This window comes from Enterobacter chengduensis, from assembly GCF_001984825.2.
GTDB classification, from domain to species: Bacteria; Pseudomonadota; Gammaproteobacteria; order Enterobacterales; family Enterobacteriaceae; genus Enterobacter; species Enterobacter chengduensis.
Genome location: NZ_CP043318.1, coordinates 2,270,180 through 2,285,651 on the forward strand (window position 1 = coordinate 2,270,180; position 15,472 = coordinate 2,285,651).

The 15,472-nt window shown below is 56.9% G+C and carries 13 protein-coding genes; 5 read left to right on the top strand and 8 right to left on the bottom strand.

The features are described 5' to 3' along the window. Positions 1-6: 6 nt before the first annotated feature. A complete protein-coding gene (gene manA / locus FY206_RS11210; protein WP_032640058.1) occupies positions 7-1,182 on the bottom strand; it encodes a mannose-6-phosphate isomerase in 1,176 nt (391 codons plus the stop codon). Between the two features lie 199 nt (positions 1,183-1,381). Between manA and fumA the strand changes: the two genes are divergently transcribed. Together fumA and fumC are read left to right on the top strand one after the other, a co-directional pair. Then, a complete protein-coding gene (fumA, locus tag FY206_RS11215) occupies positions 1,382-3,028 on the top strand; it encodes a class I fumarate hydratase FumA (protein WP_032640060.1) in 1,647 nt (548 codons plus the stop codon). 141 nt (positions 3,029-3,169) lie between these two features. Further along, complete coding sequence (fumC, locus tag FY206_RS11220) at positions 3,170-4,564, top strand: class II fumarate hydratase (RefSeq protein ID WP_032640062.1); 1,395 nt, start codon at positions 3,170-3,172, stop codon at positions 4,562-4,564. On the opposite strand, the gene tus is transcribed toward fumC, so the two are convergent. From tus to rstA, 4 genes are all read right to left on the bottom strand, one after another. Further along, positions 4,565-5,494, bottom strand: coding sequence for a DNA replication terminus site-binding protein (tus, locus tag FY206_RS11225; RefSeq protein ID WP_032640064.1), 930 nt, complete (start codon positions 5,492-5,494; stop codon positions 4,565-4,567). It lies immediately after the preceding gene. A gap of 73 nt (positions 5,495-5,567) precedes the next feature. After that, positions 5,568-6,866 carry a two-component system sensor histidine kinase RstB gene (rstB, locus tag FY206_RS11230; RefSeq protein WP_032640066.1) on the bottom strand — a complete coding sequence of 433 codons (1,299 nt, stop codon included), beginning with the start codon at positions 6,864-6,866 and terminating at the stop codon, positions 5,568-5,570. 75 nt (positions 6,867-6,941) lie between these two features. Next, entirely contained in the window at positions 6,942-7,202 is a 261-nt protein-coding gene (locus FY206_RS11235) for a hypothetical protein (RefSeq protein ID WP_032640068.1), read from the bottom strand. A gap of 239 nt (positions 7,203-7,441) precedes the next feature. Beyond that, positions 7,442-8,158, bottom strand: coding sequence for a two-component system response regulator RstA (gene rstA, locus FY206_RS11240; RefSeq protein WP_032642562.1), 717 nt, complete (start codon positions 8,156-8,158; stop codon positions 7,442-7,444). A gap of 128 nt (positions 8,159-8,286) precedes the next feature. Between rstA and FY206_RS11245 the strand changes: the two genes are divergently transcribed. Further along, a complete protein-coding gene (locus FY206_RS11245) occupies positions 8,287-8,622 on the top strand; it encodes a GlpM family protein (protein ID WP_032640070.1) in 336 nt (111 codons plus the stop codon). On the opposite strand, the gene folM is transcribed toward FY206_RS11245, so the two are convergent. The 3 genes from folM to ydgH form a co-directional block, all read right to left on the bottom strand. Next, complete coding sequence (gene folM, locus FY206_RS11250) at positions 8,619-9,341, bottom strand: dihydromonapterin reductase (protein WP_032640073.1); 723 nt, start codon at positions 9,339-9,341, stop codon at positions 8,619-8,621. The genes FY206_RS11245 and folM overlap by 4 nt on opposite strands. Before the next feature lie 39 nt (positions 9,342-9,380). Continuing rightward, complete coding sequence (locus FY206_RS11255; protein WP_032640075.1) at positions 9,381-10,763, bottom strand: amino acid permease; 1,383 nt, start codon at positions 10,761-10,763, stop codon at positions 9,381-9,383. Between the two features lie 184 nt (positions 10,764-10,947). Beyond that, positions 10,948-11,892 (bottom strand): DUF1471 family protein YdgH, encoded by a 945-nt coding sequence (gene ydgH, locus FY206_RS11260; RefSeq protein ID WP_032640078.1) that lies wholly within the window; start codon positions 11,890-11,892, stop codon positions 10,948-10,950. A gap of 535 nt (positions 11,893-12,427) precedes the next feature. Between ydgH and pntA the strand changes: the two genes are divergently transcribed. Then, entirely contained in the window at positions 12,428-13,957 is a 1,530-nt protein-coding gene (pntA, locus tag FY206_RS11265; RefSeq protein WP_032640081.1) for a Re/Si-specific NAD(P)(+) transhydrogenase subunit alpha, read from the top strand. A gap of 10 nt (positions 13,958-13,967) precedes the next feature. Next, positions 13,968-15,356 carry a Re/Si-specific NAD(P)(+) transhydrogenase subunit beta gene (gene pntB / locus FY206_RS11270; RefSeq protein WP_032640083.1) on the top strand — a complete coding sequence of 463 codons (1,389 nt, stop codon included), beginning with the start codon at positions 13,968-13,970 and terminating at the stop codon, positions 15,354-15,356. Positions 15,357-15,472: the final 116 nt, after the last annotated feature.

Sequence of the window (15,472 nt, forward strand, 5' to 3'; positions counted from 1 at the left end):
AAGTGCTTAAAGCTTATTGAAAACGCGCGCCAGGCGCCCGGTGCCGCTTACGCTAACCGGAGACTCATTGGCTGCAACGAATGCTGACTCACCGGGCTTAAGCACCAGACGCTGTTCGCCTTTGTGCAGCGTCGCTTCGTCTTCCACGCAGAACAGGATCGCCGCGCTCTCCTGAGCCACCGAGGTTTCAGCGCGGCTCAGATCGTGCAGGGAGAAGGCAAAATCCTCAACCGGGATCGGGAAGTCCAGCTCTGCGCCGTTTTTCACCGGCTGCGTCAGCAGCTCTGCGGCAGGTTTCGCCACGAACTTCACGTTGGCAACCAGCTCGGGAATGTCGATGTATTTTGGCGTCAGCCCCGCGCGCAGCACGTTATCGGAGTTGGCCATCACCTCCAGCGCCACGCCCTGCAGATAGGCGTGCGGGGTTTCCGCGAACAGGAACATCGCTTCGCCCGGGTTCAGCTTCACCACGTTCAGCAGCAGAGGAGAGAACAGGCCGCTGTCGTCCGGGTAGAACTCGGAAATCAGGCGGATGGTCTCCCACGGTTCACCGTGCTGGCTGTTCAGGGCCGCTTTCAGCACCGCCAGCGCGTGGGATTTTTCTTCACCCTGCATATTCAGCAGGCTGGCAAACAGCTGGCTCAGCGCGTCGGCGTTCGGGTTTTCGAGGAAATGCGCGATAGCGTTATGGGCACCCGCGACCGGCTGCAGCAGGGAGATAATCTCTGAAAACTCGCGGAACGCGTTCATCGCCAGGAACGGCGTCAACGCGAACACCAGCTCCGGCTTGTGGTTAGGATCTTTGTAGTTACGCTCGGCGGCGTCTAGCGGAATACCTGCCGCGTTCTCTTTCGCAAAGCCGATTTCAGACGCTTTCTTGTTCGGGTGAACCTGGATGGAGAGCGGCTGGTCGGCGCACAGTACCTTAAACAGGAACGGCAGTTCACCAAAGCGTTGAGCCACCTTGTCGCCCAGCAGCGCGGCCTTATCGGCGTCGATGACGTCACGCAGGCTGCGTACCTGGCCGCTGGCGTCTTCAATTTTTGAGCTGCTCTTCGGGTGCGCCCCCATCCACAGTTCTGCCATCGGCAGGTTGTTCGGGTTCGCGATACCGTAGAGATCCGTTAACGCAGTTTTACTTCCCCAGGCGTAGTTTTGCACTGAGTTAATGAGTTTTTGCATTATCAAGCCCTGATTCAAATGTGGAATTAACTCCGCGTATTAAAGCAATAAACCACATGGAAGTAACCTGTGGATGTAAAAAGTCGTACTAGTCTCAGTTTTTGTTAAAAAATTGTGTAGGATAAGCTGACTCGCTTTTAAGCCGGGCAGCGGAACATCTGCCCTGAATAATCAGACCGAAGCAGTAAGTGAGAGAACAATGTCGAATAAACCCTTCCATTATCAGGATCCTTTCCCGCTGAGTAAGGATCGGACCGAGTATTACCTGTTAACCCGCGATCACGTCTCCGTCTCCGAGTTTGAAGGACAAGAGATCCTCAAGGTGGATCCGCAGGCGCTGACGCTGCTGGCGCAGCACGCATTCCACGACGCCTCGTTTATGCTCCGTCCTGCGCATCAGCAGCAGGTGGCCGATATTCTGAGCGACCCGGAAGCCAGCGAGAACGATAAATACGTTGCCCTGCAGTTCCTGCGTAACTCCGATATCGCGGCGAAAGGCATTCTGCCAACCTGCCAGGATACCGGCACGGCGATCATCGTCGGTAAAAAAGGCCAGCGCGTCTGGACCGGCGGCGGCGATGAAGCGGCGCTGGCGCACGGTGTTTACAACACCTACACCGAAGATAACCTGCGCTACTCGCAAAACGCCGCGCTGGATATGTACAAAGAGGTCAACACCGGCACCAACCTGCCCGCACAGATCGATCTCTACAGCGTCGACGGTGACGAGTACAAATTCCTCTGCATCGCCAAAGGCGGCGGTTCGGCCAACAAAACCTATCTCTACCAGGAAACCAAAGCGCTGCTCACCCCGGGCAAGCTGAAGAACTACCTGGTTGAAAAGATGCGCACTCTCGGCACCGCGGCGTGCCCGCCGTACCATATCGCGTTTGTGATTGGCGGCACCTCGGCGGAAAGCACGCTGAAAACCGTGAAGCTGGCCTCAACCAAATACTACGACGGCCTGCCGACCGAAGGTAACGAGCACGGCCAGGCGTTCCGCGACGTGCAGCTTGAACAGGAGCTGCTGGAAGAGGCGCGTAACCTGGGCCTCGGGGCGCAGTTTGGCGGCAAATACTTTGCCCACGACGTGCGCGTGATCCGCCTGCCGCGCCACGGCGCATCCTGCCCGGTCGGCATGGGCGTCTCCTGCTCTGCGGATCGCAACATCAAGGCCAAGATCAACCGCGAAGGCGTGTGGATCGAAAAACTGGAAAACAACCCGGGCAAGTACATCCCGGAAGAGCTGCGTAAAGCGGGTGAGGGTGAAGCGGTTCGCGTTGACCTCAACCGTCCGATGAAAGAGATCCTGGCGCAGCTGTCGCAGTACCCGGTTTCGACTCGCCTTTCCCTGAACGGCACGATTATCGTCGGCCGCGACATCGCGCACGCGAAGCTGAAAGAGCGTCTGGACAACGGCGAAGGGCTGCCGCAGTACATTAAAGATCACCCGATCTACTACGCGGGCCCGGCGAAAACGCCTGAGGGGTATGCGTCCGGCTCGTTAGGCCCAACCACGGCGGGCCGTATGGACTCGTACGTCGACCAGCTGCAGGCCAACGGCGGCAGCATGATCATGCTGGCGAAAGGCAACCGCAGCCAGCAGGTGACGGATGCCTGCCACAAGCACGGCGGTTTCTATCTTGGCAGCATCGGCGGCCCGGCGGCGGTCCTGGCGCAGGGCAGCATCAAGAGCCTGGAGTGCGTGGAGTACCCGGAACTGGGTATGGAAGCGATCTGGAAAATTGAAGTGGAAGATTTCCCGGCGTTTATCCTCGTGGATGACAAAGGTAACGACTTCTTCAAGCAGATCCAGTCGTCCCAGTGTTCGGCGTGTGTGAAGTAATTCTGTAAATTGCCGGGTAAGGCGAAGCCGCCACCCGGCATCAAAAAGAGCGCACAAAGCGCCATATCGTTTCTCAGAAGTCATTAATACTTATCCTTTAAGCACGTGAGCAATCCCGCTTTTGTTATCAAGGAGAAAGTCATGACAACGGTACGCCATGAGAAAGACTCGATGGGCGCCATCGACGTCCCGGCCGACAAGCTATGGGGCGCGCAAACCCAGCGTTCGCTGGAACATTTTCGTATCTCGACTGAAAAAATGCCGGTCTCGCTGATTCAGGCGCTGGCGCTCACCAAACGCGCCGCCGCGAAAGTGAATCAGGATTTAGGCCTGCTGGCGGCGGACAAAGCGACCGCCATCATTAACGCCGCCGACGAAGTGCTGGCGGGCAAGCATCCCGATGAATTCCCCCTCGCCATCTGGCAGACCGGGTCCGGCACCCAAAGCAACATGAACATGAATGAAGTGCTGGCGAACCGGGCAAGCGAGCTGCTGGGCGGCGTGCGCGGCATGGAGCGTAAGATCCACCCGAACGATGACGTTAACAAAAGCCAGAGCTCCAACGACGTCTTCCCCACGGCGATGCACGTGGCGGCGGTGATTGCTGTCCGCGAGCAGCTTATCCCGCAGCTCAACGTGCTCAAATCCACGCTCAACGATAAGGCGCAGGCCTTCCGCGACATCGTCAAAATTGGCCGTACGCACCTGCAGGACGCCACGCCGCTCACCCTTGGCCAGGAGATTTCCGGCTGGGTGGCGATGCTGGAACATAACCTGAAGCATATTGAGTACAGCCTGCCGCACCTGGCGGAGCTGGCGCTCGGCGGCACGGCGGTCGGGACCGGGTTAAACACCCATCCGGAATACGCGGTGCGCGTGGCGCAGGAGCTGGCAAACATCACCGGGCAGCCGTTCGTCACCGCGCCCAACAAGTTCGAAGCGCTGGCGACCTGCGATGCGCTGGTCCACGCCCACGGCGCGCTGAAAGGGCTGGCGGCGTCGCTGATGAAAATTGCCAACGACGTCCGCTGGCTGGCCTCGGGCCCGCGCTGCGGCATCGGTGAAATCAGCATCCCGGAAAACGAGCCAGGCAGCTCCATCATGCCGGGTAAAGTGAACCCGACCCAGTGCGAAGCCATGACCATGCTCTGCTGTCAGGTACTGGGCAACGACGTGGCCGTCAACCTGGGCGGGGCGTCCGGCAACTTCGAGCTGAACGTCTATCGCCCGATGGTGATCCACAACGTGCTGCAATCGATTCGTCTGCTGGCGGACGGGATGGAGAGCTTTAACGAGCACTGTGCGGTCGGGATTGAGCCAAATCGCGAACGTATCAGCCAGCTGCTTAATGAATCCCTGATGCTGGTGACGGCGCTGAATACCCACATTGGCTACGACAAAGCCGCCGAGATCGCCAAAAAAGCGCATAAGGAGGGGCTGACGCTGAAAGCCTCCGCCCTGGCGCTGGGCTATCTGACGGAGGCGGAGTTCGACGCCTGGGTGCGCCCCGAGGCAATGGTCGGCAGCCTGAAATAATCAACCCGCCACGTACAGGTGCAGCCGCGGGATAATCAGCTGCAGCGGCTGCGCCTGAGGTCGGTAACGGTGCTGGACATTGTCCGCATCATAATTCAGCAACTCACCAATATCCGGCACGATGGCCCCCCGATCGGCATCATAAAGCGCAATCAGCGGCGTCGGGCAGGCATACTGCACCTGCTTTTGCTGGCCGGAATACCAGACGCGGGCGATAGGCTGCACCTTCACCGGGCGCTTTATCTTGAGGCGCGCGTCCGCCGGCAGCGAGGCGATGCTGTGGTACTCCTGCTCGAGGCGCTCGATCCACTGTTCACGCGACCACGGTGCAACGGTGCGCGGCGTCTTCAGGCTCTTTTCCAGCTGGGCCAAAATCTCATCCCGGGTGAAATTTTTAATGATGTGCTTATTCGCCCAGCCGAAGCGCAGCGTGGCGGGGTGACGCAGCACCGTCAGCGTGCGATAGGCATTGAGGGTAATCAGCCCCGGAAGCTGACGGTGCACCCATTCAAACCGGGCGGCAGGGGGGAGGCCGGACTCTTCGGTAACGATCTTTTCAAATGCCGCTTTCAGGGTGTTGATGCGGGTGATGTGTGTTTCCAGCGCCTCGCGCGCGGCCGCATCGGTTTGCAGGCAGATCACGCCAGGCAACCGCACGGCCGCCTTGCTGCTGCGGTTTTCTGACTGCTGCTGGATAAACAGGTGACGATAGTGTTTCAGCGCCAGCTCAAGGGCGGCGCTGCCGATGTGCTGTTTCACCTCGATGGCGTCCAGCGGGTCGTGCTCGGCCCCTTTGGCCACGTCGGGCAGGGTAAAGACGCGTGCGGCCAGCAGTCTGCAGGTCTGCAAACGTTCGGTCAGGGTCAGCAGCTCGTGTTCTATTTCCCGAAACGTGCTGTTCAGCCGTTCGAGGAGATCGTAGGTCGCCATAGGCACTCTCATTAGTTACAACATACTTATCATATAGCACAGCACGCCGGGTCAGGCCAGCGTGCGGTTGAGGTCAGACAGGAACGGGAAGGGCGACGTTATGGTACACCGGCCAGCTAAAGCAGAAGCGCGCGCCGCCGAGCTCGCTCTCTTCGCAATGCACCGTGCCGCCCATGGCCTGCGCGATAGAGTAGACGATGGCCAGCCCCAGGCCGCATCCGCCGGTGGCGCGATCGCGGCTGGGGTCGAGGCGCACAAACGGTTCAAACACGGTTTCTCGCGCTTCCGGGGCGATACCCGGTCCGTCATCTTCCACCGTCAGGCTGGCCTGATTGCCCTGCAGATCCAGGCCAATCTGTAGCGTACTTTCGCTATAGCGCATGGCGTTGTTCATCAGGTTATCGAGCACGCGCTCCATCAGGCGCATATCGAGCGCGCCGTACTCCCCCGGCGTGACGCGCGTCAACAGCGTGCGCTGCGGGTTCACGCTTTGAACGTCATCGATGTGGGTTTGCAGCCAGGCGGGCAGGTCCGGCGTGCTGAGGTTAAGCTCGTTTTGCGGACGATCGAGGCGCGCATAGGTCAGCAGCTCTTCAATCAGCGCTTCAAGCTGGCCAATATCGCGGTTAAGCGCCTGAGACTCGGCTTCCGTCAGATTCTCGCTCATCTCCAGACGATAGCGCAGGCGAACCAGCGGCGTGCGCAGCTCGTGCGCAATCCCGTCGATCAGCTGCTTCTTGCTGGCGATAAGGGCATTGATGTTATCGGCCATCTGGTTAAAGGCCACCCCAAGACGTTCAAAGCTGGAACCGCTGTCGAAGTGAATCCGTTCGGTAAAGTGCCCCTCGCCAAAACGCTGCGCGGCGGATTCCAGCTTGAGCATGTCCTGCCAGTGTGGGCGCATCCAGATAAAGACCGGAAACGCGAGCGAAATGGCGATAAACGCCATCAGCGCCATGTCCAGCAGACGCATCTGGTGCAGATAGTAGAGATAGGGCACCGGCCCGACGGCCAGCACGTAATGGCTGCGCGGAATACGCTGAATAAAGGTGTATTTCTCATCCAGCGCGACGATGTCCCCGTCGCGCAGGCGCTGCATGGCGGGCGCGTCCAGCTCGAAATCTTTCAACGGCTCAATGCGTAAATCGAATGACAGATTGAGATCCAGCTCTTTCAGGGTTTTCGCCCAGTCGTGTGGCGGGATCTCTCTCAGCTCGCTGCGCATCAGATAGAGCGAGCTTTTCATCAGATCGTCCAGAGACTGCCTGCCCGCACGTTCGGCGGTAAATTTATAGACCAGCCCGACCAGCATGGTCATAACCAGGAAGCAGACAAACAGTAAAAGATAAAACTGCACAAACAGCTTTTTCATTCCATCTCACCGGAAAAACGCGATAAGGAGAATATACATGAAAAAAGCACGGTGTTTTCATGTCTGTGGCGCCTGTTACACTGCGTGTGCGTTTCTTTTGACCTTGGCGATGAGTTCTTCCGTTAGGGCCAGGCCTTCCGCAATGTGCGTATCAATCACATCCGTACCGAAGTCCCTGATTAAGTCCAGGAGCATTTCGTAAGACTGAATGAGTTCCAGCAGGTCAAAGAGCGCTTTTTGATCGGCGCGTGAGGGGGTGGAGTGGCTAAGTGCTATCTGATTAACAATCCATTCAAGATTGGTTTTGATGATTTCTACTTCATGGTAGCTATACATATTTCATGGGCTTAAATCCTCACTTCAACATTTTATGGGAAGGAATGTGTGGGACAGGTTTGGGCGGGTAGCTGGGCCCGGAGTGGTCTAAAAGAAGAGAAATATGAATGTTAATTATGGATTAGTTTGCGCGCTTAGCAAGATAATTGTTGCGCAAACGTAAAAATAAACGCGTGAAATGAAGGCATCGCTGAGTAATGCCTTCATTTCGTGCTTGTTCGGCTAGCCTGAGAGAGAAATCAGGTTTCCCAGGCGTGCGGGGCAAACAGATACCCCTTGTTACGCACGGTTTTAATGCGGTAGGGCTCGGTGGCGTTATCCTGCAGCTTTTTGCGCAGGCGCGAGATCGCCACGTCAACGCTGCGGTCCATACCGTCATAGCTCACGCCGCGCAGGTTTTTCAGCAGCGCGTCGCGGTCCATGATTTGCCCGGCATGGGTGGCAAGTTCCCACAGCAGATCAAAATCGGCGGTGGAGAGGGCGATAAGCTCGCCCGAGAGCAGCACCTGGCGGTTAATGGGGTCAATAGACAGCGTACCGAAGCGCATCGCCTTGTGCGGCGTCAGCGACGGCGCGGGCGCTTCGCGTTCGATGGTGGCGTGCTGGCGCAAATGCAGGCGCAGGCGCGCAAGCAGGACGGCAGGCGGCGTGGTTTTCAGAATGTAGTCATTGGCACCCATCTCCAGCGACAGGATGTGGTTCATATCGCTGTCCAGCGAGGTGAGCAGGACGATAGGGCCCTCCCACCGGGCGCGCAGGTCGCGGCAGAGCGTCATGCCGTCTTTGCCTGGCAGCATGATATCCAGCAGCACCAGATCCGGGTTTTCACGGACGACGACCTCTTCGGCACGATCGCCGCGAGGCTCAACGATGACGTCCATATCGTGTTTACCCAGATAGGCGGCGATCAGCTGTCCGACTTCGGGTTCGTCTTCAACATAAACAATCTTATTCATACAGCGTCTGTTTTCGTGAAAAAAGCCAACATACACCGCGAAACCTTAACCTTCCATTAATCTTTCTAAATTAACCCCGGTTCCGTTATTCTGGCCCATATTGTGAGTCGATTGTTATAGGGAAAAGTATGGGGCTGATGATCAAAGCCGCGCTGGGCGCGCTGGTGGTATTGCTGATTGGCATTCTGGCAAAAACGAAAAATTACTACATTGCCGGGCTGATCCCACTTTTCCCGACCTTCGCGCTGATTGCTCACTATATTGTGGCTTCCGAGCGGGGCACGGAAGCGTTGCGCACGACCATCGTGTTCGGCATGTGGTCTATTATTCCGTATTTTCTCTACCTGCTTTCGCTGTGGTATTTCACCGGTTTTCTGCGTCTTCCCCTGGCGCTGGGCGGGGCGGTGGTCTGCTGGGGACTCAGCGCCTGGGTGTTAATTTTCTTCTGGAGCCGCTTCCACTAGCGCAGCGGCCGGCCGCCGTCCACGGCAAAGGTTCTGCCGGTGACGTAGCAGCTGGTGAGCAGGTAATCCACAAGGTCGATGATCTCTTTCTCGCCCGGGGCGATTTTCATCAGCGACTTATTCAGCGCCTGCTGGCGATACTCCGCATCATCGTTTTCGTTAAACAAAATCATCGCCGGGGCGATGGCGTTCACCTTCACCTCGGGGGCGAGCTTGCGGGCGAACGAGCGGGTCATATTATCCAGCGCGGCTTTGCTGGCCGCATAGGCAATGTGCTTGTCGCTGCCGCGCTCCACCACATAGTCGGTGAAATGAATGATATCGCCCGCAGCATGCCCGTGCCCGCGCAGGAGATCCTGCAGAGCGTGGTTGAGCAAATAAGGGGCATTAACGTGGATCTGCAACATGGCGGAGAGCGTTTCGCTAAGCGATGTACCGGGCTTTTCGGCCCGCCACGCGCTGGCGTTATGGATCACGGCGCGCAGGCCCGTCGTGGTGGATTTCACCTGCTCCGCGAAAGCCTGAATGCCTTCGTCGGTTGAAAAATCAGCCTGAATGCAGACCGCTCCGGCCTTGCGTAACCCTTCAATCGACGGGTATTCCGTACGGTAGCTGACGATGACCGGATGGTGAAGGTTGAGAAAGTGATGGGCGAGGGCGAGGCCGATACGGCGGCCTCCACCGGTGATCAGTATGGGGCGAAGCGGTGCATTTCCCATCGTATTCTCCTTTACAGTTCAACAATGGGAAAGCCGATGCTATCCCATTAACATCCAGGTTGCCGGTACGGCAGCAACCAGTAAGAGTCCAATTAGTGCCATTTCACGGCGTTTCAGCGCGTTCTCCAGCTGGTGCGTGCGGCGGGCGTAGATAAACACCAGCAGCCCCGGCGCGTACAGCACCACCGACAGCAGCAGGTGCATTGGCCCGGAAGCATACAACAACCACAGGCCGTAAATACAGGCTCCGACACCCACGACATAATGCGCCGGACGTGTGGCAATTTTTAACAGATACGCACCCACTAAGAAATAGGGTACCAGAATCATCTCCGAGGCGATGGTCAGCAGCGTGTTATAGTCTGAACCTGTGAGCCAGATCAGCACCAGGCAGATCTGAACGCTGATATTGGTCAGCCAGAGTGAGGCAGACGGTGCGCTGTTTTTGTTTTGGCGCGCAAACAGCCGTGGAAACGCCTTGTGCGTCGCGGCCAGGAACGGCACTTCAGCCGCCATGATGGTCCAGCTCAGGTACGCTCCGCAGACGGAGATGATGAGACCCGCGGCAATCACCACGTCGCCCCAAGGGCCGAGCATTTTCACCATCAGGCCTGCCATCGACGGGTTACGCATTTCGGCCAGCTCAGGACGGGCCACCACGCCCAGCGACAGCAGCGTCACCAGCAGATAGACGCCAAGCGCCGCCAGGACGGCCAGCAGCGTGGCGCGGCCCACGTCGCGTTTATTGCGGGCGCGGGCAGAAACCACCACCGCGCCTTCAACACCGATGAATACCCACAGGGTAATCAGCATCGTGTTTTTCACCTGCTCCCAGACGGGAACGCCCAGCGCAACGCCGCTGAAGTCGAGCTTAAATACGTCCATACGGAACGCAATAAAGGCCAGAACGATAAACAGGCCGAGCGGAACCAGCTTGGCAAGCGTTGCCACCAGGTTGATGCTGGCGGCCGTTTGTACGCCGCGCAGCACCAGCCAGTGAACGAACCACAGCAACACCGAGGCGCCCACGATAGACTGCCAGGTATTTCCGTCGCCAAACAGGCGCAGCTCCGGCGTGTCGGTAAAGAAACTGAGTGCTGAGAAGACGATCACCAGATAAGAGACGTTGGCGATAACGGCGCACAGCCAGTATCCCCACGCGGAACAGAAGCCAATCAGCTCGCCGAAACCTTCACGTGCATAGGTGAAAATGCCGCCGTCCAGATCCGGGCGAATGCGGGTGAGCAGCAGCATGGCGAAGGCCAGCAGCAATATCCCGACACCGGTAATGCCCCAGCCAATGATGAGCGCGGAAGGGCTGGCGACGGCCGCCATATTTTGCGGCAAACTGAATACGCCTGCACCCAGCATGGAGCTTAAAACGAGTGCAGTCAGAGCACTCAGGCCAAGTTTCTTTTCCATTGGCTTCCTGTTATGAAAGGTCAGAATCCAGAATAATTATTTCGCTCGGGCGCATAAAAATGGTGGATTACGCTAAGGCGCGGGATTTTACGGAGTGTAACGAAAGCATGCAATGACGTGTCGCAGAAATTCAAAAAAAGTAACAAAAAAGGCGGCATTGCGCCGCCTTTCGTAAACGATTTTGTTACTTGTACAGATCGGCGCTGATGGTCACGTTGTTACCACGTTCCTGCCACTGGCGGGTGATGTGGTAGAACTTCGCCCCTTTCTTCGCCGCACGCTTCGCGACCTGGTAAGAGACTTCCGTCATGTTGCCGTAGTTGCCGGTAAACTTGATGCTGTCGAACGGCACCATCTGCGCGGCAGTGGCGTTGTTCAGCTCTTCAATTTTGGTACCGTCTGGCAGCGTAACGGAATAACGGCCACCTTTTGTGGACTGCGTTTCAAAGAAACGGCCCACTTCAGCGCTTGGCGCCGCCGTCGTTGCGACGCCTGGAATTTCAACTTTCTTCGCTTCTTCGCCGCCTTTCGCTATTGCCGCGCGACCTGCTTCTGAATTAGCAGGGATGGCATCCGGGCTTTGCAGAACGCGTTTTTTCGCATCTTTTTTATAGATGAACGCGGTAATACGCTGGTTGCCACCCTGGTTAGCATCAACCTGACGCACGATGAAGAAAGAGTAGGCCCCTTTCTCTTTTGCGGCTTTGGTGATGGCGTCGTTCACTTCTGGCTGGCTGCGGTAGAAGCCCTGAACGGTGACGGTGTCGTAAGGTTCCAGCTCAATCGCCTGATCTTTCGGCAGCTCAACAACACCGTTGATCACGCGGTTTTTCGGCGCGTCAGCTTTTGGCGCATTGTCCTTGAACAACGCAATGGTCACGCGCTGGTTGCCGCTGTTGCCGTAATCGGACTGGTCAACGACATAAAACGAGGCCGCCCCGTTTTTATCTGCGGCTTTTGATGCAGCGGCGACGGCGTCGCCAATAGAATTATAACGACCCACAATGACCGTATGGTCAAAAGGTTTTAACGCTGCCGCTTGCTCCGGCGTTAACTCTGTTGCGGCATTCGCAGACAGGGCGGTCGCGGAAAGAAGTGCGGACGCCAGGAGTGTGTTCTTAAGCTTCATAAAAATGATCCTTCGCCTTGCGCAAACCATGTACTGGTATTGTTGTTAATTTGAGACGGTCCCGATTATTGCATTTAAAACCCGTCGCTGTCTGCGCCATTTTTCACTGCCTGTGCTTACTGAATCACCGAATTCGATAACATTTAGTGATATGTGGAAAAAACACGCGTTTGACAAGTAAAACTGATAAAGCATATGACTTTTACAAGTTAATTTAATGTTAATGAGATGTTCTTATATGGCGCTATATCATGTTTTTACCGCTTCGCTTGCGCGATTTATCGGTTCTGGCAATGAATTTAAGGTAAATATCACTGTCAGTGACGCCGATCGCTTATTTTTCACAGATAAAATAAGAAATAGTGTTTTCTGGCGGTAGATCGCGGGCGCTATTTTCAGTAGGTTATAGACAGTTTGTTACTGTTTTATTTTCCGGGGTTAATTCTATCCCGTCGCGCGTGCGAGGGTGAAAATGAATACAAACCGCGGGCATTTATCGATAAACCATCATCAAAAACCGATGGAAGGGAAAACTATGCGTATTGGGGTACCAAAAGAACGGTTAGCCAATGAAACCCGCGTAGCGGCAACACCGAAAACGGTGGAGCAACTGCTTAAGCTGGGTTTTACGGTCGCGGTTGAAAGCGGCGCAGGCAAGCTGGCGAGTTTCGATGACGAAGCCTTTATCCAGGCTGGCGCGGAAGTGGTCGACGGTGCAGAGGTCTGGCAGTCGCCGGTGATTCTGAAGGTGAATGCACCGGATGAGAGTGAGATTGCGCTGCTGAATCCCGGCACCACGCTGGTGAGCTTTATCTGGCCTGCGCAAAACCCTGAGCTGATGGAAAAGCTGGCGGCCCGTGGCGTGACGGTGATGGCGATGGACTCCGTGCCGCGCATTTCGCGCGCGCAGTCGCTGGATGCCTTAAGCTCAATGGCAAACATTGCCGGCTACCGCGCCATCGTTGAAGCAGCCCACGAATTTGGTCGCTTCTTTACCGGTCAAATCACCGCCGCGGGTAAAGTCCCTCCGGCAAAAGTGATGGTGATTGGCGCGGGCGTGGCGGGCCTTGCTGCCATCGGTGCGGCAAATAGCCTGGGCGCTATCGTACGCGCCTTTGACACCCGTCCTGAAGTTAAGGAACAGGTCCAGAGTATGGGCGCCGAATTCCTTGAGCTGGACTTCAAGGAAGAAGCCGGCAGCGGCGATGGCTACGCGAAGGTGATGTCCGAAGCCTTTATCAAAGCCGAAATGGCCCTCTTCGCCGCTCAGGCGAAAGATGTCGACATTATTGTCACCACCGCGCTGATTCCGGGTAAACCGGCACCGAAGCTGATCACCCGTGAGATGGTGGACTCCATGAAGCCGGGCAGCGTGATTGTCGACCTGGCCGCCCAAAACGGCGGCAACTGTGAATATACCGTACCGAATCAGGTGACCACGACCGCGAACGGCGTGAAGGTGATCGGCTATACCGATCTGCCGGGCCGTCTGCCAACGCAGTCTTCTCAGCTGTACGGCACCAACCTCGTCAACCTGCTTAAGCTGCTTTGCAAAGAGAAAGACGGCAACGTCACCGTTGATTTCGACGATGTCGTGGTCCGCGGCGTGACCGTGGTCCGTGAAGGCGAAATTACCTGGCCTGCACCGCCGATTCAGGTCTCTGCTCAGCCTCAGGCGGCACCGAAAGCGGCGCCTGCACCAAAAGAACCCGCTAAACCGGCTTCTCCGTGGCGTAAATACGCGATCATGGCGCTGGTGATTATTCTGTTCGGCTGGCTGGCTGACGTCGCGCCCAAAGAGTTCCTCGGCCACTTTACCGTCTTCGCGCTCTCCTGCGTGGTGGGCTACTACGTGGTGTGGAACGTCTCACATGCGCTGCATACCCCGCTGATGTCGGTCACTAACGCCATCTCCGGGATCATCGTGGTGGGTGCGCTATTGCAGATTGGTCACGGCGGCTGGATCAGCTTCCTGAGCTTTATCGCGGTGCTGATCGCCAGTATCAATATTTTCGGTGGTTTCACCGTGACTCAGCGCATGCTGAAAATGTTTCGTAAAGGCTAAGGGGTAGCATATGTCTGGAGGATTAGTCACAGCTGCATACATTGTTGCTGCAATCCTGTTTATTTTCAGCCTGGCGGGGCTTTCCAAACACGAAACGTCTCAGCAGGGGAATAACTTTGGTATCGCCGGGATGGCGATTGCGCTGATTGCCACCATTTTCGGGCCGGATACCGGCAACGTGGCGTGGATCCTGGTGGCGATGATCATCGGCGGCGCGATTGGTATTCGCCTGGCGAAACGCGTTGAAATGACCGAGATGCCGGAGCTGGTTGCCATTCTGCACAGCTTTGTGGGCCTGGCGGCGGTGCTGGTGGGCTTTAACAGCTACCTTTATCACGAACCGGGTCTGGAACCGATTCTGGTGAACATCCACCTGACGGAAGTGTTCCTCGGTATCTTCATCGGTGCGGTGACCTTCACCGGCTCCATTGTGGCGTTCGGTAAACTGCGCGGGAAGATCTCCTCTAAACCGCTGATGCTGCCAAATCGTCATAAGCTGAACCTGGCGGCGCTGGTGGTGTCGTTCGTCCTGCTGGTGATCTTCGTGCGTACCGAAAGCGTGGGCCTGCAGGTGCTGGCGTTGCTGGTAATGACCATTATTGCGCTGGCCTTCGGCTGGCACCTGGTGGCGTCCATCGGCGGTGCCGATATGCCGGTGGTGGTCTCGATGCTGAACTCCTATTCCGGTTGGGCGGCAGCGGCGGCGGGCTTTATGCTGAGCAACGACCTGCTGATCGTCACCGGTGCCCTGGTGGGTTCTTCCGGTGCGATCCTGTCCTACATCATGTGTAAGGCGATGAACCGTTCGTTCATTAGCGTCATTGCCGGCGGTTTCGGCACCGATGGGTCTTCTTCCAGTGCGGATGAAGAAGTGGGCGAGCACCGTGAAATTTCTGCGGAAGATACCGCAGACATGCTGAAAAACTCGCACACGGTCATTATCACCCCAGGCTACGGCATGGCGGTGGCGCAGGCGCAGTATCCGGTGGCGGAAATCACCGAGAAGCTGCGCGCGCGGGGCATCAAGGTGCGCTTTGGTATTCACCCGGTGGCAGGGCGTCTGCCGGGCCACATGAACGTGCTGCTGGCGGAGGCGAAAGTGCCTTACGACATCGTGCTGGAAATGGACGAGATCAACGATGATTTCTCTGATACCGACACGGTTCTGGTCATTGGGGCCAACGATACCGTTAACCCTGCTGCACAGGACGACCCGGGCAGCCCAATCGCCGGTATGCCGGTTCTGGAAGTGTGGAAGGCGCAGAACGTGATTGTGTTTAAACGCTCCATGAATACCGGCTATGCCGGGGTGCAGAACCCGCTGTTCTTCAAAGAGAACACCCACATGCTGTTTGGCGACGCCAAAGCCAGCGTGGATGCGATTCTGAAAGCGCTCTGACAGGGTAATGCCCGGTGGCGCAAGCTTACCGGGCCTACCAAACCCGTAGGCCGGGTAAGGCGAAGCCGCCACCCGGCAAAAAAAAACCGTCGGTTTCCCGACGGTTTTTTTCATCT